Below are 20,368 nucleotides of genomic sequence, written 5' to 3' on the forward strand. Positions count from 1 at the left end.
TGATGGTGACCATGTTCTAGGATCCCCATTATTAAATAATGCAATGGTAAACTGAGTGAAATCATCATTGGTATATAACCATCCATAGTTATATACATCAGTTGTAACTATACCTGTGGAGGATAATAACTAAGCTTGTAGAAATAATGTTGAGAAACTCATTTTGTTGAGAGGTGGTTAGGCGTTTGGAACCTGTAGCAGTTCAAAACGTTCAGTTTGGTGGGGGTAAATCTCACTTCGATGGTGGATTACTATCTTATATCGGTTGGTCGATTCTAGGATTTATTGTAACAGTTTTAACTTTAGGGATATGTTATCCTTGGGCACTATGTATGATCTATGGATGGAAAATAAATCATACGGTTATTGATGGTCGTAGACTTAAATTCCATGGTTCTGCAGTGGGGCTCTTCGGCAACTGGATTAAATGGCTGCTTCTTTGCATCATTACAATTGGAATTTATAGTTTTTGGTTATTTATTGCTCTTGAAAAGTGGAAAGTCAAACATACGACCTTTGAATAAATATTATCTACTTGTCCCCGGGAACGGGGATTTTTGATTTTATTGTATTTCAACAGTTTCAGATCACGTTGTTTTATTTCTCAAATCTAACTTACAGTCTATCAAAGCTTTTTTACTTGGAATCTTAAAACCGTTCTTAATTTTTCTGGTTCAGTCTTTCGAGGATCAGACAAATAGATTTCTCGATGAATTTTGCTTGCTCGGATAAATCCATGTTCCGAACAGAACTCCTCCATTCGCGCAAAACTTTCCGGCTCACTTTCAAAACTACCAATATGCATCATTTGACAACTCAATTCATCTGCAACTGTTTCATAACGGACTTTCTCAAGGAAAGGATTTGGCCTTTTCCTCTTCGACTGTTCCAGAAATCGTTCGAACAATTTCTCAGTCAAAAAATCTGGTTGGCGTATCATAATTGTATACTTGTAATTGTTTTTGTCTGTCGCAGGTTTTGTTCGATCAAGCAAGTCCCATACGCCTTCAAGCGGAAAAACAGTATATTCATAATATCCGGTTGGCACGTCGTCAGCCTTGTATGACATCTTCACCGCATAACTCACACTGTATATTGCCTCTGTCGCCTTCGCAAAATCCTCACCGTTAGGATTCCCTGAACCACTGACCATAATAAACGAAATGCTCGGCACTTCCACAATTTCCGGTAATATTTTTGGCATATAAAGTTGTTTAAAATCTTTCTTATAATCTATCTTTTTGCTCAATTTAATTTCTCCTCATTTCAACTTCGTATTCTATTAGCCAGCAATCCCTGTACTCCCCTTCATGCCATTCGTGTTTCTCTAAGTACTTCTTTTTTATAAATCCATTTTTCTCATACACTCTAAGAGCTCTTGTATTCCAAGATTGAGGATCCATTACGACTTTTTGGGCTCCTCTATGATTAATTAGGTACCTAACACTCTCTCTAATGAGCAGCGATCCAATCCCTTTATTCCAAAAAGTCGTTTCACCTATGAATTGATCCATTCCATAAATCTTGCCTTTAAAGTTCTTATATTCATATACTTCTATCTCTTCTTCATCAATTTCAAAGAACTGAATGTAACCAATATCATTAGATTTGTACTGCACGATACATTGTGTAATTTCGCCTCTGTCTTCATAAAAATGTTCTATAACTAGTTGTAAATCATGGGGGCGATCTCGACCCTCATAGTAAGTTAGTACATCAGGATTAGAGAGCCACTTTACAAGTAATTGTGCATCTTGCGCTTCCAACTTCCTGACACTTATATCATGTGTTTGAAAGAGTATCATGTTGTTGGCTCCTTAATTGGTATTGTGCTCTTCGATCCATTCGAAACTCTCATCAGATTTTCTTTGTTAGAATAATCTCTAATGGCTCTCCTTCTAACAATAAACAACCTGAATCTATATAACCTAATTTCCTATAAAAATGCTGCGCTTCTTCGTTTGCTAGTGTCGAAGTCATTACAAGTTTAAAGCCTCTTAGTTTCATCAAATCTTCCCAGAATAAAACAACCGTCTTCCCTATACCAGAATTCCTATATCCTTCATCAATCCATATCATATTCATGAATGGTGTATTGTCCCAAAAATACCCATATCTCATCCAACCAATATTCTGATTTACTTGATTCCTTATAATATATATTTCATTATTATGTATCTTAGATAGAACTAGACTTTTTAAAATATGTCTATCACATTCAACAATATATTCATAATCAGCTTCAGTTGCATAATCTATCTTCATGAATTTTAACCTCCATGAAATATATAAATTCTAGTTACTTTGAACTGACTTCTCTGTATTTAGTTGGATCTTCATAGGAGAGGAGAAACCGTATCCTATTCTTTAATGGAATTATAACCCAGAAATTCTAGACTCGCACTTTAATTCCGCATAAAATAGAGCCGCTGTACCCAAGTAAATAAATCCTCGGGGCTAACACGCGACTCATTGAATTGATGAGATTTTGTTATTTAGTTGGTCTTTGAACGTTCTCGCGCTCTTGGAGATTTCAGTTAACGTTGTATTCACGACGTCCCACACACTGAGAACCTAGTCCGGTTACGCGACAAGCCCATTCACCTTCGACAGTGGCTCGCCCTTCGAAGTTCAAGCCAATCTCCTCGAAGAAAGAGATTGCGTCATCAAGGGATTCTACAACAATCCCGACATTGTCCATTCTTAGTAATTTGTTTTTTGTGATAGTTTTATCTCCTCGTGTACGAATTTACAACCTAATCAACTTCAATAATATTCAAATCAACATTTTTATTTCTTTCTAAAAATAATGCTTTGTAATAATTATTGACAACAATAAGAAGTCATAGTGCAGGAAAATGTGGATAGTGCCACACACTTCATCGAATGATCTAACGCTTCCATTTGCTTTCGTTTTTCGTCCTCAAATAATCGTATATGTATAACAGTTCTTGACCATTATTTAGTAACTGCAATTTACTTGTATACTCTTCTTTTTGGGGTTCTTCTTCCTCATACGGCATCTCAACACTAAATCCATGGATAATAATATATTGTTCTTCTTTATTAACATCTGAAATCGTGAACTCAGCACTTGAAAATAAATCACCTTCAATCACCCCAGTTTTTTCAACTCCGTCCTGTAACTCTAGAAAAATATCTTGCTCGGTCTGAGAAATCCATCTCCCCATAAACAGGTTAATCCAATCATCCTCATGCTCTGACTCACTTAAGTTACTTATAGAGTTAATATTGTTTATTTCATTTTTAATTTCATCTCGTTCAATTTCACATCCTGTTATTACAATAAAAACCAGTATAATAACAAATATGTAAAAGTACTGTTTCAAGAATTAATCCACTCCTTAAAAAATATCCAGCGAAGCTGCCGGGCGCGATGCGCTTAATCGGTGCAGCTGGCCGGTTGATTCTACTTCATCGCTGCTGAAATGCCTCTTCGAAATACTTCGAGCTGCTGCCGGACCGAGGGGCGACGGAGTCGACCCGATGCGTGAATATGTGGTCATCGGATGTCCCAGTCTTCATCGAGTTACTAAATGCTGCATGCCATTATTATGTTTCCATCAAGATCTTTAAAATGAATTACTTCATGGTCAATGTTTGAATATTCAATGTCTGTTAATTCAAAAAATGCTTTGGCTTTTTCAAGGTCTGGAGCTGGAAGACTAAATAATACTTGTTCACTTGGTTTCGGTGTTTCTGCCTGCATTAAAAAAATATTGGCTCCATTAGCCAATTGAAAAATATGTATATCTTTTCTAATACTCTCTGGTTGTTCAGTGCCTAATAAATGAGAATACCATTGAACTGATTTAACAAGATCTTTCACATGTACGAAAACTGCAGGTACACCGCCATTAAAAGGAGTTGCTAATGATTGCATTGTTCAATCTCCATTCATATTAGAATATTGTTGATACTTTAAGCAGCACTTCTGGGATTACCGATAACGTTCTAGTATTCACGACGTCCCAACACCTTAAGTAGCCCCAAAAGGGCGGCCGTGATGCGGTTTGTTGGTGCAGGTGTGTCCGGCTGGTTGTACTTCCCTGCTTCTGAAAAGCCTCTTCGAATCCACTTCTAACTTCGTGCCTGGCCAAGGGCGAATGGCCCGAAACGTGAATATGGTGTTAAGTAAAGACCCCGGCTACGAAGCTTCTGCTTTCAAGTGCTATGTTTCTTACTATGTAGTTGATTTAAAATCTCATTTACTACTTCCTCAATCTCAAGATCCTCTCCGTCAATGATTATGTCAGCATAGAATTCATACAACGGACATCTCTCTTTATACAAATGATCTAGAGTTTGATTCTATCTTAGAACAACTCCTCTTTGACTTACATCTTCCAGACGTCTTTGGATCGTATCAAAACTTAGTTTCAAATAATAACTGTACCAATATTCCTTAGATGCTCCATCGCTTCTCTTCCATAAACTACACTTCCTCCCGTAGCGACTATGGAGTGTTCAATATCTAAAGATGCATTAACTTGGTTTTCAATCGCAACGAACCCCTCTATACCTTCCTGTTCAATAATATCCTTTAAGAGACGTTTTTCTTCTATTTGTATTACTAGATCGCTATCTACAAACTCATAGCCTTTGACCTTGGCCAAGATTGCGCCTACTGTGCTCTTTCCTGCAGTCGGCATTCCAATTAGAATTATATTCACTCAATTTCTCCTTTGGTTCTATCAATGAATCTATATATCGCATTTAAAACGATATTCCGGGGCTTTCACATAACGTTGTTGTATTCACGACGTCCCACCACCTTAAGCCCGAAGGGCGGCCGCGATGCGGTTAGGTGGTGGGATGTGTCCGGCTGAACTAGCTTCACCGAATCTGGTTGTGCTATGAGAATGTTCATCTTATCTCTCCAATAATTACGGATTTACCCGACTTTCTGATAACGTTGTTGTATTCACGACGTCCCACCGACTTAAGGTGACGAAGTCACCGGGCGCGATGCGCTTAGTCGGTGCGGATGTGTACGGCTGAATTTGCTTCCATGCTACTGAGATGCCTCTCCGATACCACTTCTAACTTCGTGCCGGACCGAGGGTGAATGCCCGAAGCGTGAATATGGTGTTATGTGAAGTTACAGCCATCCATGAATTACATACATTCATATTTCTTCTTATTTCTTTAATTCTATTATTGAAAACATATTGTTGTCTGGATCATATAACTCCATAAAATATGCAAATCCTTCATCCATTACTTTAGAACATTCAATCTTTTTCTCTTGGCAATATTCGAATAACTCATTGATTTTCTTTGTATGTAACCCATGCATTGCGTGCTTATTGCCTTTATTATCAACAAACCAATTTGGATTTCTCCCAGCATTATTGAGAAGAAGAGTTGGCAATCCCACCGGTGGAAAATCATTTGGCGGAAATAATACTGATAAGTCATCGTTTTTAAAGTCTTGTTTAAACCCAAAGTTTTCACAATACCATTTAATTGATTGTTCTAAATTTGTTACTGAAATCTGAATATAATCCATTCTTTCGAGAAATTCTTTACTATACATCTTGATCAACCTCCATTTAGATTTATAATCAATTGCTGTAATTTCACATAACGTCCGGGGATTCACGACGCCTCACCACCTTAAGCCCGAAGGGCGGCCGCGATGCGGTTAGTTGGTGCGGATGTGTCCGGCTGAATCCGCTTCTTCGTATACTGAAATACCTACTCGATCACATCGAGCATCCACCGGACCGACGGGCGACGGAGTCGTCCCGATGCGTGAATATGGTGTTAAGCGATGCCCCTGACCTCTCGAAATACTTTCAAATTACTCTTCAATTCTGATCTTTAAAATGCATCTTTATATTTCTTTAATTAGCCATCAGGCTGAGCATCTTTTTTATCAGTTTCTTTGAAATGATATATGATTTTTTCTGCAATCTTGCGAACTAACAATATGGATACTTCCGATTTATCCTCGGTCGAAATCGAATGCGTTCCATTGGGATTATTTAGGTCACATTCCTCTTGCCAATCATACTTCACCGTGACGCCGTCTTTAACAAACCAAAATAACTCTCCTCCTATATTGCTTAATCCGCCATTGTAAGGCCCGTCGGCAATAATTTGCTCCGGTTTTATTGTCTCTTGAATAAAATCTTTTACTGATTTGACGTAACGATAATGTCTTGAAATATTTAGTTCAAAATATAACATTCGAACACCTCTTAAAAAGAATTGAAATCTTTATTAGTTCTTAAATGCAATGATGAGTATTTGTTGTTTATTTATCTCCGTTCCAGGGGTTTCGCTTAACGTTGTTGTATTCACGACGTCCCACCGACTTAAGGCGACAAATGTCGCCGGGCGCGATGCGCTTAGTCGGTGCGGATGTGTCCGGCTGAATTCCATGCTGCTGAAATGCCTCCACGAATCCACTTCTGACTCGTGCCGGACCGAGGGCGAATGCCCGATGCGTGAATATGGTGTTAACAGAAGTCACATGACATCTTGAATAAACAATCGATATTGTTTGCAGTTATTCCTTATGCCAAGTATTGATTCCCATAATTCTATCTATTATATGATTGTCTGCCCAAACTGCAGCTGTTTCTAAGTCTTTACAATCATCAAAACTAGATGGCTTAATTTCTCCTTTGTAGTAAATAGAATACTCTCCTGAGATTTGATTTATTATCTTGGTTGGTGGAGGCCATTTATCTTCTTCGTTATCAAATTCGCGATGATCTACAATTATCCATCCTGCAGTTTTCAATGCATATTTATAGATCCCTACAATAAATTGGTACTCTTCATTCATTGGCAAATCACTTAATGAATTACCAATATCTTTATATATTGCAATTGAGGCATCACCATATATTCTTCCAAAAGCAAATTTACCAGTTGGCAATGGAATTGATATAACATCACCAATCTTTATTCTTTTCCTTTTTATTTCTTTCATTTAAGATCCCCTTTGGTTTCGTATTTCAGTTTCTTTCATGTGATATCTGATAACGTTCTTGTATTCACGACGTCCCACCGACTTAAGGTCACGAAGTGACCGGGCGCAATGCGCATAGTCGGTGCGGATATGTCCGGCTGATCCAACTTCCTCGCTACTGAAGTTGCCTCCTCGAATCGACTCCTAACTCCTGCCGGACCAAGGGCGAATGCCCGATGCGTGAATATGTGTTAGGCGATGTCCATTGTGTCAACCACAATATTCATTCTTTCCAGTGTTTAAAATATCATTATTATGATAAAATTATTAGTGTGGGATAAATTCTTAAAGAGGTGATGGCTTTGCCAATAATTAAACCGATCTCTGATCTTCGGAATAACTTTAATTATATTTCTGAGGTTTGTCATACAGAGGGTGAACCTGTATTTATTACGAAAAATGGTCATGAGGATCTGGTTGTCATGAGCCATGCTCTTTATGAAAAACAACAGGCTGTAATCGAATTGTACCAAAAATTGGCAGTAGCCGAAAAGGAAAGTTCAGATCCGTTAGTGCAGCGTATCGAACATTTTGATCTCATGAGTAAATTAAGGAGCCGCATCAATGGAGAAAAAACTTCCAATTAAATATCTGCCATCCGCTGAACAGGATATTACAGATATCATTGAGTATGTCTCCTTGGATAATCCCCCAGCTGCCTTAAATCTTCTTAATCAATTTGATGAAGCCATTTCAATTCTTGCTTACTTTCCATTAAGCGGTCCTATTCCTAATGATTCTAGGCTGCAACTTCTCAATTATAGAATGCTAGTCGTTCAAAGTTATCTTGTGTTCTATGTTGTTCAAAATGATTTTATAGAAATCCGCAGAGTTCTTCATGCAAAGCGTAAATATGACTTCTTGCTTTAGCTCTTAATAAGTATTGCTCCGGATTTCGCCTTACGTTGTTGTATTCACGACGCCCCACCTGCTTAAGGACCCGGAGGGTCCGGCTGCGCTTGCGCAGTTAGCCGGTGCGGGTGTGTCCGCCTGAATTCACGTCCTAGAAATGCCTCGGGCGGACCGAGTGCCGAATGGCCCGATGCGTGAATATGGTGTTATCGGATGTCCACATCTTCTTGAAATACTCAACCCAAACTTTAATGACTTGCTTTTATGTGTTATGTGATTTGGTTCTTCATTTCATTTGGTATAAATTCCGAATACATTATTTGAAAATTCCCCAGCTGCAAACTCTATTGTTCTTTCATCTACTATCACATTCCAAATTGAGAAATTAAAGGTCTGATTATATAATGGATCCTTTACCTTGACCGTTTCTTTTGTATTAATCCATTTATGTTTAAAAATATCAATATCATCTATTAAGAATGTATCGTCAGAACAACTTCCTCGAAACTTCCACACAGTGATTACTCCTTCCACCAATTGAGAAACAAATTCTCGCGGCTCTTAAATGGTATATTAACCCATTTTATGTGTTTTGGCTTTAACAATTTCTCTTAATGTTCACTTAAAACAAAAACAACGAAATCAGGTTCCTAGACCTGGCTTCGTTGAATTAACGTTTCCTTATTGATGTCTTTAAGGCACTTCGTGGATTTCCGATAACGTTGTTGTATTCACGACGTCCCACCACCTTAAGCCCGAAAAGGCGGCCGCGATGCGGTTAGGTGGTGGGATGTGTCCAGCTGATTCTACTTCCCTGCTGCTGAGATAGCTCTCCGAATCCACTTCTAACTTTTGCCGGACCGAGGGCGAATGCCCGATGCGTGAATATGGTGTTAGGTGAAGTTCTATCTCTTCCTCGAAAAGCCCATAAAAAAATCTGCAATACTCATTGCAGACGTTGTAATCTCAGGCTGTATAAATCTATGTTGAAATTCCCAGATAGTAAAATATCAAGTCCAAGCAATCCGTTAATATTATGATATTGGAAGGATGTAAAATCTAGTTCTACGTTTTCTAAAGTGAAATCTCCAACTTCGACTAATTGGACGGTTTTTATAAATGCATGTTCTTCCCCGCCAATTCCGAAACTAGTAATAATATCGTCCTCTAATGTTACTTGTATTCCAATATCATCAACTTCATCTTGTGATATTAATGTGTGGCTTGCTCCAGTATCTATTACTACATTCTTGACTACTTTCTTTCGTCCGTTGAATTGAATAGTGATTTCTGTGATAAGGAGACCATCCCTATACTCAATCTTCATCTAAAGCTTTCTCCTTAAACCAATAATCTTTCGGATCTTCAAAACAATTTGTTCTTTTGAGGTATGGTAAACAAGTGTTTTGTTCTTGCTATTTAATAATTCTCGAGTGGCATCTTCATCTTTGACTGGTCCAATTACGGCAATTTCATCGATAAACTCCTGGTTATCCTGCTCAACTGAATGTAGAATTTCAAATTTCACAAATTGATTCGGATAAATATTTTGAACTTCTTTCCATTTCACGTTTGATTCCTCCAAACGTTTTTATTTAATTGTATCATTTCTTGAATTAATATGCCTTAGATAGAATTTCACATAACGTCATTGTATTCACGACGTCCTACCACCTTAAGCCCGAAGGGCGGCCGCGATGCGGTTAGGTGGTGGGATGTGTCCGGCTGATTCCGCTTGCTTGCTATTGAAATGCCTCTTCGATTCAACTTCTAACTTCATGCCGGACCGAGGGCGAATGCCCGATGCGTGAATATGGTGTTATGTGCTGTTGCAGACATCTTCGGTTTTCTCACAAATCATTATCTTTCATCTTTTTTGAGTGAATTTGTTAGTCACCATTATTATTAAAGGAGTTCCTATTATTGTCGGGATAAACCAAACCATTATTATCGGTAATTCATTTATTATTGGTATATGCCTTCCATTCACGACAAGTATAGCTGTGATAATAGCGATGTAGGAACCTAACATTCCACCAATATGTTTCGCTATCCAATTCTTCCATCTTCTTTTTCTTGATAAATATCCATACAAAGCAAGCGCATATGAAAATATGCCTATAAACAGTAAATAAGCACTTTCAGCCCAATGCATTATTGACATTATAGTTGATGAGATAAATATCAGCACAAAAAAAGCGTGATAGATTTCTCCAAATAATGTATGCATCCCCTTTCTTTTTCGGGAGGCAATTGATATTCCACCGGTTATTAAACAAATTAGTCCTGAAATGATATGGATTACTAAGAAGAAGTTGAAAGTTGTCATGATCTCCGCCCTTTAGTTTATTTACTGCAATTGCACATAACGTTCTTGTATTCACGACGTCCCACCGACTTAAGGCGACGAATGTCGCCGGGCGCGATGCGCTTAGTCGGTGCGGATGTGTCCGGCTGCTCCTACTTCCCCGAAACTGAAATGCCTCTCCGATTCCTCTTCTAACTTCGTGCCGGACCGAGGGCGAATGCCCGATGCGTGAATATGGTGTTATCTGAAGGATACGCCCCCTATGAAATACTTGAAGTTCTCTTTGTTAATTCCTTAAAGGCAGCAAACTCATTCTTAGATTGTATAAATTCAATGATTTTGTTTGCACATTCATCTGGTCTCATCTCTTCAGTGTTCAGCTCAATATCATATTCACCATACGAGTGCACTTTATTGTACTGTGATTGTGCTAGACCGATATGCCTATCTCCCCGCAGTTGCTCTCTTCTTTGTAACTCTTGTAGTGAGCATTGCACACCAACATACAGTATTGAATGACCTTTAAATAAATCCAGACAAGCGTTAAACCAATATTCATTGTCCAATACCGTATCGACTACTACGTTCATACCTATAGCCGAAAAAGCTTTAATTGATGAGTAAAACATTGAAATTATTGGATCTAATAGAATTTGAAATGCTTTTTGTTCATCTTCTTTAGTTGAAGGATTTATATCTGGATATTTTGCGTCTAAAAACTCGAAGATCCCTTTTATAAATTCATCAACAGATAAATGATAGAATTTTTGTTTGTCCTGGTTTATTAATTGAGTTGAAATACTAGTCTTACCAGAACTTGAAGTTCCATTAAGAAAGACAATAATTCCTTGCTCCATTGATATCACCTCACTAAATATGTTTGCGTATCTTTCAGATAACGTTGTTGTATTCACGACGTCCCACCGTCCTAAGGCTCCATAGGAGCCGGGTCCGCTTGCGGACTTGGGCGGTGCAGGTGTGTCTGCTGAATATGCTTCCTCGAAATCCCTCTTGCAGACCAAGGGGCGTAAGCCCCGAAGTGGGAACACGGTGTTATATGATGTCAGCCGCTTCCTCGAAATACCTTCAATTAGTTCTTATTCTTGTAGTTTTCTAATAGATCTTTAATCAAAACTCCATTAATTGTTAATCCTTCGATATCACAATTGTTAATTTCAACATTATTAAGCTTACATGACTCGAAAACCGCTGTAGATAAATCACTGTTCTTAAATCTCACTGGCTCTACATTGACCCATTCATCTGTTCCAGGTTCTCCATCTAATCGACTTATCTCAGCTTTAGGCCGAATAATATTCTCAAATACCGTTCCACCCATCTGAATCATGTTTATTTGCAAATTAGAAAAGTAAATATGTTCCCATTTGGAACTTACAAAGTTAGTATCAGCAAATTTAGTTTCCCTCATATCTATTCCGTTAAAATCCGATCCCTTAAAAGTAGCCATATGTATTCTCTGATCTCTTAAGTCTTGTAATTCTAATCCATTCTTCGAATCAATTACTTTCTTCTCTGTAATTTCCATGTCAATCATCCCTTCATGTTATATGGGTTTTTAATAATGGTTTCGGCTGATTTCATATAACGTTGTTGTATTCACGACGTCCCACCACCTTAAGCCCGAAGGGCGGCCGCGATGCGGTTAGATGGTGCGGATGTGTCTGGCTGATTCCTCTTCCCCGAAACTGAAATGCCTCTCCGAATCCACTTCTAACTTCGTGCCGGACCGAGGGCCGAATGGCCCGATGCGTGAATATGGTGTTATGTGATGCACCCGACTTCTAAGAGTTACTCTCAAAACTTTGTATATGTATTTCTTCTTCAGAATTTACTCCAACGGCTATGTAATTCTTATGTTGTTCTCCTTGCTTGAAAATCTCTGTTGAATTGATATTTTTATAATTGAATACGATATTAGGCCATGTTTGAGTCTCAGAAATAAGTCCTAAAATATCTGCCTCAATTGCTACAGTCCCAGCAATTCCCTGAAAGTATTTAAGCACATCAGAAAAGAAGCTTACGAAATGATGATATTCGCTCTCTCGTATTCCTTGTTGCCCCCATTCAAGGGCATCATATTCACTTCCATAAAAACAAAAATCCAATAAAAGAGTCTTCTCAGCTACTCTATGAATTAATAAAAGCGATTTTCTCTTGCCAAGCAATTCAACAAAAATATTTAAACTGATTGTATGTATCTTATGAGAATTTGAATCCTCATCATCATACAAATACCCTGTATTAAACAAGTTTATTTTTTCTTCAATATTCTCTTCAAGAATATTTACACACTTATGAAGAGAAACTAAATTGATTAGATTTCTGATGTCAACTTCCTCTGTTAATAGACTTACTTCGAGGAATGGTCCACCTTGTAACCAACTCATGTTTATTAACCTCGCTTTCGGGTGTTTCACATAACGTAGTTGTATTCACGACGCCCCACCACCTTAAGTCCCGAAGGGACGGCCGCGATGCGGTTAGGTGGTGCGGGTGTGTCCGGCTGATTCTGCTTCCCTGCAACTGAAATGCCTCTTCGAATTCACTTCTAACTTCTTGCCGGACCGAGGGCGAATGCCCGATGCGTGAATATGGTGTTATACGACGTACCTGGCTTCCTGATTTACTAGAAAAATCATATTCAGTCAGTACTAATTTGTCTTTCAAATATTATTTCGTAATCGGTAGGTTTTCCTTGACCATTGTAGTGCGTAGGAAGGACTTGAACTAATCGCCAACCTTCTTGCGCATACTTTTGTATCGTTTCTTGATGTGTCGCAGAAGTAAAAAATCCGCCAAGTGAAGTTTCAACAAATATGTATTCATACATTAAGTACCACCTATCCCCTCATAAATTCACCTTAGCCACTATTTCTTCTTGCAGTTCTCACCCGGGTTGCTAATCAGGGTTGAAGAGTTTTGATTAGTTTTACTTTTAAATTCATTTCTGAACTGTCATTGACGGATATTTCTCTTCGTACAGTATTTCTCCTGCTGAACCCCTACTCAAGTCTTGAAGGTACAACGCTTATTTATTTCTCTTCTTCTTACTAAATCTATAGATTAAGAATATCAATATCCCAAAGAGAACTATATTAATTATTTGTATGGAAGCATTAGAAAAAATGGTCATACACCTCTTTCTTAAATGTTCTTCAGGTATGTCGTATAACGTTGTTGTATTCACGACGTCCCACCGACTTAAGGCCACGAAGTGGCCGGGCGCGATGCGCTTAGTCGGTGCGGATGTGTCCGGCTGATTCCGCTTCCTCGCTAATGAAAATCCATCCTCGATTCTTCTTCTAACTTCTGCCGGACCGAGGGGCGAATGCCCCGATGCGTGAATATGGTGTTAGCTGAAGTTCGTCGCTTCTTGAGTTACATAGTAGATTTCCTTATAATCTCATTACCTTGTATATAAAAATAAAGATAATTTTAAGTCTCTACCCCTATTGAGTCAGCCCCTTCAATTCACTGTTGACTTTGTTCTTTAATCCAATCACTTCTTAATAATAATATGTTTGTTCCTGTAAGTTTTTCGAATTCACTATACATATCATCCCATGTGGATGGATATTTATTCGATCCTTCAATCTCGTATTTTTTTCCACTACTATATGTAATAATTATCCCCCATTGATGTCCATCTGATATCTGGTTATCTATATATTTTTCTTTCCAATCTAAGAATCCATATTTATTTGCTTTCTTTAAAAAATCTTGAATCTTTTTTTCTGAAAGATTAATAACATTATCATACCCATCATTTTTGAGAGAACTATCTCTTTCTATATTATTATTACGATACTTATAAAACATTCTTTCTACAAAATCTATATAAAATTCAGTATCACGCATCCCTTCACTACTGTGATAAATATAGATTTGACTAACCTCTTTCATTTTAGTTGCATCTTTACATGAAGTGAAAATAAAGATAAGTAATAATATTAAAATAATATTTCGTAATAGACTCATTCTCGTGCATCTCCTTTATCTTAACTATTACAATAACAATCAATTTGAACACATATTTATCTTTTATTTAATGAGGCCAAGGATGGCCGATGTTTTTGACGAATTTCAGCTAACGTCCAGGGATTCACGACGCCCCACCGACTTAAGGCGACGAATGTCGCCGGGCGCGATGCGCTTAGTCGGTGCGGGTGTGTCCGGCTGAATTTGCTTCCATGCAACTGAAATACTCACCGAATCAACTTCAACTTCTGCCGGACCGAAGGGGGCTTGTCCCCCAAAGCGTGAATCCCATGTTAGCTGATGTCTCTCTACTTCTTCGAATCAGTTTTGACGTAGTATCATGCTGCACTTTAAAGTATCATCCGTCGCCGATGGATCTCGATTCTCTAAAACCTAATATGATCTTTAAACCTTCGGAGCAAGAGAGATTTCAGCTAACGTTGTTGTATTCACGACGTCCCACCGACTTAAGGCTCCGCCAGGAGCAGGCTGCGCTTGCGCAGTTAGTCGGTGCGGATGTGTCCGGCTGATCTAACTTCCTCGTATACTGAAATGCCTCATTGAAATACTTCGAGCTACTGCCGGACCGAGGGGCGACGAAGTCGTACCGATGCGTGAATATGGTGTTAAGCGATGCCCCTGACATCTCGAATTACTTCCAATATGTTCTTCTAAATTCAATTTTCATAAGTATTTTTGAATAACCCCAACAGTCATAATTCTAGATTTTTGATTCATTAAAATATCTAATGATTTTTTCTGAAATTTCGCGAACAAACAATTCAGCTTCTTCCGTATTTTCCTCGGTTAATATTGAATGGGTTCCATTGGGACTGTTTCGATCCCATTCCTCCATCCAATCATACTTGACCGTAACGCCATTCTTGACAAACCAAAATAGTTCTCCTCCGATATCTTCGAGTCCACCCAAATAGGATCTGTCGTCTATGATCTGCTCGGGTTGAATCGTCTTTTGAATAAAGTCTTTGACTTGGTTTACGTATCTAAAATGCCTTGGAATATTTAGTTGAATATATGCCATTTGAACACCTCTTTAAAGAGTTTGAGGATCTTTTGTTGCTATTCGCAATGAGAACAGGTTTTTTGTATTTATTAGATTTCCAGGGGTTTCGCTTAACGTTTTTGTATTCACGACGTCCCACCGACTTAAGGCGACGAAGTCGCCGGGCGCGATGCGCTTAGTCGGTGCGGATGTGTCCGGCTGATTCAACTTCCTCGCATACTGAAATTCCTCATCGAATTCACATCAGACCTCTGCCGGGCCGAGGGGCGACAACGTCGCCCCGATGCGTGAATATGGTGTTATATGAAGGATGTGTCTTCCTTGACTTTGCATACACCATTATTCTGCTGCATTGTTAAAGAAGGTATCAGATACAATTTGTGATATTTGGTCTGTTGTTTTCTTATCTGTTGGATCCTGTACCAGTTCAAAAAATATCTTTCTTATTTCATCAATCTTTGATAGGACTAGACTCTTAGACTTATCTTCTCTTAAAGAAATAAATAAGTTATACAAGCTAATGTCTAAACTATCATTAATTTCTTCGTAAGAGGTAAGCTCTGATAAAATAGCTGCATTGTAAACACTCGACACCATCGATCGATATGTATAGTCATTGACCTCCACACTAAAATTGCTTAGGGCATTACTAAGCTGCGCCTTAAAAGTTGAATCAATAGAATCTTGAAGTTGTATTTTTTGATTTTGTACTTTTAATAATCCCACACTAAGTATTATTAAAAGAACTAAGAGTGCAATTATGATATAAGTACTTTTCTTCTTCATAGAATTACTCCTAATCACTAAATTGCATTTCACAAATTTCATATAACGTACGTGAATTCCCGACGTCGATCCCCCTTAGATAGCTCCTATCTTAGGGGGGTCGATGTGTCCGGCTGAGTTTACTTCCTGGATGCTGAAATGCCTCTTCGAGCTACTTCTGACTTCTGCCGGACCAAGGGATGGCGTTTTCCAGCAATCCCGCCGCGGGAATTCTATGTTATGCGATGTAATGGCGGTCGAAGCGTTACCCACAAATCCTTCATCCTATTGATTCCCTTCGAACTTTCAAAGCCTTCCATCCAGTGCCGGTTGTTATTTTAATTTTGATTCCTTGAAATAATTAGAGAACATACGTTCTTTTTGGCGAAATGAAGAATATCCTCTCCTCTATCATCAGAACAACCATATTCAACCGATTTTCGACTTTGACAGCCTCTCGCCTCGCCCATTATTCTTTTATTAGGGGTTTGGCGCTGTTGAAGCGAGCTTCCCCTTCACCAAACCCCTAATAAAAGAAGGACAACCTTTCTACCGAGAGGTTGTTCTGTTGTTTCCATATTATAGGATATTCTTCATATTGTTAAGAACTATTTCTCTTTCATTTCAAGTTCAAAATTCAAATGCCTTTAAACCGGTATTGGATGGCCCAGTATTTCGTGAATCCCTGATTCACGAAGTGCTGGGTTAAGGCTTTGAAACGTAGCCATTATGTCGCATAACGTCCAGGGATTCACGACGCCCCACCGACTTAAGGCGACGAATGTCGCCGAGCGCGATGCGCTTAGTCGGTGCGGGTGTGTCCGGCTGAATATACTTCCATGTAACTGAAATACTCATCGAATCAACTTCAACTCCTGCCGGACCGAAGGGGGCTTGTCCCCCGAAGCGTGAATCCCATGTTAGCTGATGTCTCTCTACTTCTTCGAATCAGTTTTGACGTAGTATCATGCTGCACTTTAAAGTATCATCCGTCGCCGATGGATCTCGATTCACTTCAACCCTAATATATCATTTAACCTCCAGAGCAAGAGAGATTTCAGCTAACGATGTTGTATTCACGACGTCCTACCACCTTAAGCCCAAAGGGCGTCCGCGATGCGGTTAGGTGGTGGGATGTGTCCGGCTGATTATGCTTCCCTGCTGCTGAAATGCTCCACCGAATCCACTTCTAACTTCTGCCGGACCGAGGGCCGAATGGCCCGAAGCGTGAATATGGTGTTAGACGAAGTTCTCTGCTTCTTGAAATACTACCAACCGCGCCATTGAACTTGTTCTTCATCTGTCTTTGTTCTTCTTCTGTCTTTGTTCTTCTGTCTTTGTTCTTCTGTCTTTGTTCTTCTGTCTTTGTTCTTCTGTCCTTGTTCTTCTTCTGTCTTTGTTCTTCTTCTGTCTTTGTTCTTCTTCTGTCTTTGTTCTTCTTCTGTCTTTGTTCTTCTTCTGTTCTGGTTCTTATCTTTCTACTTCCTTCTTATTGGAATTATAACCCAGTCTTTCTAGTGACGCACTTTAATTCCACATAAAAAAGAAGCCGCGACTCCGAAGTATAATTCTCCACCGGTGTATCTCGCGACTACTTTGTTTGTTATTATTCTGTTCTTTATTGATCTTATGGACGCTCTTACAGAGAATTTCGTCTAACGTTGTTGTATTCACGACGTCCTACCACCTTAAGCCCGAAGGGCGGCCGCGATGCGGTTAGGTGGTGGGATGTGTCCGGCTGACTCTACTTCCCTGCTACTGAAATGCCTCTCCGAATCCTCTTCTAACTTCGTGCCGGACCGAGGGGCGAATGCCCCGAAGCGTGAATATGGTGTTATAAGATGTTCCCGCCTTCTTCGAAATGGCTCTCAAGTATCCTTATCCAGTTCTTGTTTCCATTCGCCTCAATTATGCTTTGCAACAACCATTTCTTTGAACGATCGTCATCTACTCGATCCATATAAATCTTAAAATCATGTTCATCTTCTTCTCTTGTACTTAGACTCTTAAAGAGTAATTGCCAAGCTGGATTTACATAGGGTCTTTGATTTCCTTTACTAAATTCACTCATTTGCATTTTGATTTTTCTGTTCTTTCTAAATATCACTTCATCTTCATTTCGTTCCGTCACTAAGATTTCTAGAAACTCATTCTCTTTAAACAAATGCAAACAATATCTTGGAGGATCTAGATCGCTCATCGTCTTGTACGGTACTAATCGATGTTCCCCAGGAATCGCAACTTGTATATCCCACTCATGAAAATATGGAATCGCAAAAGGGATCTCTTCTCTGAAAATACAAATATCCATGTCCTTATGAGTCCTGGTGATTTCATTGGCAGCGAGATCGAATGTCCATCCACCAGCTATATACCAAGGTTTATTAAATGATTTCATTAACAACTCAATGTTTACGAGTTCTTGCACTTCAATGACAATCACCTCGCTCTTATGAACTTGAGCTCTTGCGGTAATTTCTTATAACGTTGTTGTATTCACGACGTCCCACCACCTTAAGCCCGAAGGGCAGCCGCGATGCGGTTAGGTGGTGCAGGTGTGTCCGCACGAATGTGTGCGGACCGAAGGGGGCTTGTCCCCCGAAGCGTGAATCCTATGTTAGCTGATGTCTCTCTACTTCTTCGAATCGGTTTTTACGTAGTATCATTTTGCACCTTAACTATCACATTCTTGCTCATATGAATCTCGTACATCTACAACCCTAATATGTTCTTTACTCTTCGCAGCAAGAGAGATTTCAGCTAACGTTCTTGTATTCACGACGTCCCTCCACCTTAAGCCCCAACGGGGCGGCCGCGATGCGGTTAGGTGGTGCGGGTGTGTCCGGCTGATATTGCTTCCCTGCTGCTGAAATGCCTCTCTGAATCCACTTCTTACTTCGTGCAGGACCGAGGGCGAATGCCCGATGCGTGAATACGGTGTTAGCTTAAGTTCCTTGACATCGTCGATTCACTGAATTAGATCTTTAAGTTGCTCAAAATTTGAAGTTGATAATGCTTTCCTTAATAACTCTTTGTCATAACCGTTTGATAATAGTGCTTTCATGATGGCATCAACTCGATCCTGCCTGTTCCTTCTAATATTTGATTCAAGCTGAATCTCTAAAGGAACCACTGGTACCAAATGGGTTTCAAATTCAATATACTTGCTTAACTCCCAAATATGTTTGCCACCTTCCCATATCCCTTCACCTGTGTCTGAATCAGGTATCCCCGCAGAGTTTGAGATCTGTACGACTTCAAAGTGAAAATCATGAATCTTCCATTTACCTTTAGTCCATGTAAACCCAGAAGGAAATGATTGAGTAAAGAAAGGTTCTTCATCTGATGAAAACCATTCTGAATCAAAATATGAACGGTCAGATTTAGTCCTTAAATTGAATTGCCTTAAAAGGACTGCTATTTGAGAAACATCTTCAACATTCCGCACATATATATCTAAATCGTTTGGTGTCATAATGGCTTGTTGTAATACTGAACCAACAGAACCGACGATAATCCACTTATTCGTTAATTCAGATTCTGAGTAGAGATCGCAAAAAGTCTTAAGTGCTTGATTCCAAGTCATTAATGTAGTTCCTCTCTTATTAAAGCTCTTCAAGGAATTTCAGCTAACGTTGTTGTATTCACGACGTCCCACCGACTTAAGGTGACGAAGTCACCGGGCGCGATGCGCTTAGTCGGTGCGGATGTGTCCGGCCGCTCCCACTTCCTCGCTACTGAAATGCCTCTTCGAACCGGACCGAGGGCCGAATGGCCCGATGCGTGAATATGGTGTTATCCGAAGTTCATGTCTTCATTGAATTACAATCAAAAATGATTTACTTTATTCGATCCACCTTCTTGGTTCAATTATTTGAATTTGTTTCTTAGAATTATTCAAAGCGTCATGAATACGATTATATGTAAAGTCACTCATAGGTTTAGGCTATTCATTAATATTGAAATATCCACATTCTAATATCTCTGGCGAACTTGGAGTCGGCTTCATATCTCCATCTATTTGAGAGAGAAATACAAAGTGATGCATATCATATGTTGGATCATAATAGATTCCTGTTATTTCACTGACAGAAATTCGCACTCCAATTTCTTCTAATGCTTCTCTAATTGCTGTCTCTTCTGCAGACTCATTTGATTCTGCTTTTCCTCCAGGGAGATCCCAATTATATCTTCCATAACTATGTTTAACTAATAGTATTCTTTCTTCTAAATCAATAATAATTGAAGCTGCGCCAATTAATTTGGATGACATTATATTTCTCCTTACTATTTTGATTTAAGAACCTGAGTTGCTTTATTTAATTATGACGCCTTACATTAATTTCGGATAACGTTGTTGTATTCACGACGTCCCACCACCTTAAGCCCCAACGGGGCGGCCGCGATGCGGTTA

General features: G+C 39.1%; 27 protein-coding genes and 1 pseudogene. 3 read left to right on the plus strand and 25 right to left on the minus strand.

The window, feature by feature from the left end; all coding sequences use genetic code 11:
- The first annotated feature begins 185 nt into the window (after positions 1-185).
- On the plus strand, positions 186-524 hold the full coding sequence (locus ACFPQ4_RS02475) for a DUF898 family protein (RefSeq protein ID WP_378110146.1): 339 nt from the start codon (positions 186-188) through the stop codon (positions 522-524).
- Between the two features lie 101 nt (positions 525-625).
- On the opposite strand, the gene ACFPQ4_RS02480 is transcribed toward ACFPQ4_RS02475, so the two are convergent.
- The 11 genes and pseudogenes from ACFPQ4_RS02480 to ACFPQ4_RS02530 form a co-directional block, all read right to left on the minus strand.
- A complete protein-coding gene (locus ACFPQ4_RS02480; RefSeq protein ID WP_378110147.1) occupies positions 626-1,249 on the minus strand; it encodes a GyrI-like domain-containing protein in 624 nt (207 codons plus the stop codon).
- 1 nt (position 1,250) lies between these two features.
- Complete coding sequence (locus ACFPQ4_RS02485) at positions 1,251-1,805, minus strand: GNAT family N-acetyltransferase (RefSeq protein ID WP_378110148.1); 555 nt, start codon at positions 1,803-1,805, stop codon at positions 1,251-1,253.
- A gap of 52 nt (positions 1,806-1,857) precedes the next feature.
- Positions 1,858-2,265: a GNAT family N-acetyltransferase gene (locus ACFPQ4_RS02490; protein ID WP_378110149.1), complete on the minus strand. Its 408-nt coding sequence runs from the start codon at positions 2,263-2,265 to the stop codon at positions 1,858-1,860.
- A gap of 295 nt (positions 2,266-2,560) precedes the next feature.
- Positions 2,561-2,725 (minus strand): annotated as a pseudogene (locus tag ACFPQ4_RS02495) (VOC family protein); the annotation flags it as partial.
- Between the two features lie 166 nt (positions 2,726-2,891).
- Entirely contained in the window at positions 2,892-3,350 is a 459-nt protein-coding gene (locus ACFPQ4_RS02500) for a hypothetical protein (protein ID WP_378110150.1), read from the minus strand.
- A 203-nt stretch (positions 3,351-3,553) separates the two neighbouring features.
- Positions 3,554-3,904 carry a VOC family protein gene (locus ACFPQ4_RS02505; RefSeq protein WP_378110151.1) on the minus strand — a complete coding sequence of 117 codons (351 nt, stop codon included), beginning with the start codon at positions 3,902-3,904 and terminating at the stop codon, positions 3,554-3,556.
- Between the two features lie 281 nt (positions 3,905-4,185).
- On the minus strand, positions 4,186-4,314 hold the full coding sequence (locus ACFPQ4_RS02510; RefSeq protein ID WP_378110152.1) for a nucleoside/nucleotide kinase family protein: 129 nt from the start codon (positions 4,312-4,314) through the stop codon (positions 4,186-4,188).
- Positions 4,315-4,400: 86 nt separating this feature from the next.
- Positions 4,401-4,694, minus strand: a complete 294-nt coding sequence (locus tag ACFPQ4_RS02515) for a shikimate kinase (RefSeq protein WP_378110153.1) — start codon at positions 4,692-4,694, stop codon at positions 4,401-4,403.
- 467 nt (positions 4,695-5,161) lie between these two features.
- On the minus strand, positions 5,162-5,560 hold the full coding sequence (locus tag ACFPQ4_RS02520; protein WP_378110154.1) for a VOC family protein: 399 nt from the start codon (positions 5,558-5,560) through the stop codon (positions 5,162-5,164).
- Positions 5,561-5,874: 314 nt separating this feature from the next.
- On the minus strand, positions 5,875-6,216 hold the full coding sequence (locus ACFPQ4_RS02525; RefSeq protein ID WP_378110155.1) for a hypothetical protein: 342 nt from the start codon (positions 6,214-6,216) through the stop codon (positions 5,875-5,877).
- A 322-nt stretch (positions 6,217-6,538) separates the two neighbouring features.
- On the minus strand, positions 6,539-6,967 hold the full coding sequence (locus tag ACFPQ4_RS02530) for an Imm26 family immunity protein (protein ID WP_378110156.1): 429 nt from the start codon (positions 6,965-6,967) through the stop codon (positions 6,539-6,541).
- Positions 6,968-7,308: 341 nt separating this feature from the next.
- Between ACFPQ4_RS02530 and ACFPQ4_RS02535 the strand changes: the two genes are divergently transcribed.
- A complete protein-coding gene (locus tag ACFPQ4_RS02535; RefSeq protein WP_378110157.1) occupies positions 7,309-7,593 on the plus strand; it encodes a type II toxin-antitoxin system Phd/YefM family antitoxin in 285 nt (94 codons plus the stop codon).
- Positions 7,571-7,876, plus strand: coding sequence for a type II toxin-antitoxin system RelE/ParE family toxin (locus tag ACFPQ4_RS02540; protein ID WP_378110158.1), 306 nt, complete (start codon positions 7,571-7,573; stop codon positions 7,874-7,876). Before ACFPQ4_RS02535 ends, ACFPQ4_RS02540 begins: the two co-directional genes overlap by 23 nt.
- A gap of 273 nt (positions 7,877-8,149) precedes the next feature.
- Here the strand turns inward: ACFPQ4_RS02540 and ACFPQ4_RS02545 are convergent, their stop codons facing one another.
- From ACFPQ4_RS02545 to ACFPQ4_RS02610, 14 genes are all read right to left on the minus strand, one after another.
- Positions 8,150-8,374, minus strand: a complete 225-nt coding sequence (locus tag ACFPQ4_RS02545) for a hypothetical protein (protein ID WP_378110159.1) — start codon at positions 8,372-8,374, stop codon at positions 8,150-8,152.
- Positions 8,375-8,804: 430 nt separating this feature from the next.
- Entirely contained in the window at positions 8,805-9,185 is a 381-nt protein-coding gene (locus tag ACFPQ4_RS02550; protein WP_378110160.1) for a retropepsin-like aspartic protease, read from the minus strand.
- A complete protein-coding gene (locus tag ACFPQ4_RS02555; protein ID WP_378110161.1) occupies positions 9,186-9,428 on the minus strand; it encodes a hypothetical protein in 243 nt (80 codons plus the stop codon). It lies immediately after the preceding gene.
- Positions 9,429-9,725: 297 nt separating this feature from the next.
- A complete protein-coding gene (locus ACFPQ4_RS02560) occupies positions 9,726-10,187 on the minus strand; it encodes a DUF2306 domain-containing protein (RefSeq protein WP_378110162.1) in 462 nt (153 codons plus the stop codon).
- 239 nt (positions 10,188-10,426) lie between these two features.
- Entirely contained in the window at positions 10,427-11,080 is a 654-nt protein-coding gene (locus ACFPQ4_RS02565; RefSeq protein ID WP_378110163.1) for a chloramphenicol phosphotransferase CPT family protein, read from the minus strand.
- A gap of 176 nt (positions 11,081-11,256) precedes the next feature.
- Entirely contained in the window at positions 11,257-11,712 is a 456-nt protein-coding gene (locus ACFPQ4_RS02570; protein WP_378110164.1) for a pentapeptide repeat-containing protein, read from the minus strand.
- Positions 11,713-11,968: 256 nt separating this feature from the next.
- Entirely contained in the window at positions 11,969-12,574 is a 606-nt protein-coding gene (locus ACFPQ4_RS02575; RefSeq protein ID WP_378110165.1) for a hypothetical protein, read from the minus strand.
- Between the two features lie 254 nt (positions 12,575-12,828).
- On the minus strand, positions 12,829-13,017 hold the full coding sequence (locus ACFPQ4_RS02580) for a DUF4177 domain-containing protein (protein ID WP_378110166.1): 189 nt from the start codon (positions 13,015-13,017) through the stop codon (positions 12,829-12,831).
- 641 nt (positions 13,018-13,658) lie between these two features.
- A complete protein-coding gene (locus ACFPQ4_RS02585; protein WP_378110167.1) occupies positions 13,659-14,165 on the minus strand; it encodes a hypothetical protein in 507 nt (168 codons plus the stop codon).
- A gap of 721 nt (positions 14,166-14,886) precedes the next feature.
- Positions 14,887-15,207 carry a hypothetical protein gene (locus ACFPQ4_RS02590; RefSeq protein WP_378110168.1) on the minus strand — a complete coding sequence of 107 codons (321 nt, stop codon included), beginning with the start codon at positions 15,205-15,207 and terminating at the stop codon, positions 14,887-14,889.
- 321 nt (positions 15,208-15,528) lie between these two features.
- Positions 15,529-15,975, minus strand: coding sequence for a hypothetical protein (locus ACFPQ4_RS02595; RefSeq protein WP_378110169.1), 447 nt, complete (start codon positions 15,973-15,975; stop codon positions 15,529-15,531).
- Positions 15,976-17,788: 1,813 nt separating this feature from the next.
- Positions 17,789-18,382, minus strand: coding sequence for a nucleotidyltransferase domain-containing protein (locus ACFPQ4_RS02600; RefSeq protein ID WP_378110170.1), 594 nt, complete (start codon positions 18,380-18,382; stop codon positions 17,789-17,791).
- Positions 18,383-18,922: 540 nt separating this feature from the next.
- Positions 18,923-19,540, minus strand: coding sequence for a hypothetical protein (locus ACFPQ4_RS02605; protein WP_378110171.1), 618 nt, complete (start codon positions 19,538-19,540; stop codon positions 18,923-18,925).
- 360 nt (positions 19,541-19,900) lie between these two features.
- Positions 19,901-20,227, minus strand: coding sequence for an NUDIX hydrolase (locus tag ACFPQ4_RS02610; RefSeq protein WP_378110172.1), 327 nt, complete (start codon positions 20,225-20,227; stop codon positions 19,901-19,903).
- Positions 20,228-20,368 lie beyond the last annotated feature (141 nt).

Source organism: Cohnella yongneupensis (assembly GCF_042655785.1).
Taxonomy (GTDB): Bacteria; Bacillota; Bacilli; order Paenibacillales; family Paenibacillaceae; genus Cohnella; species Cohnella yongneupensis.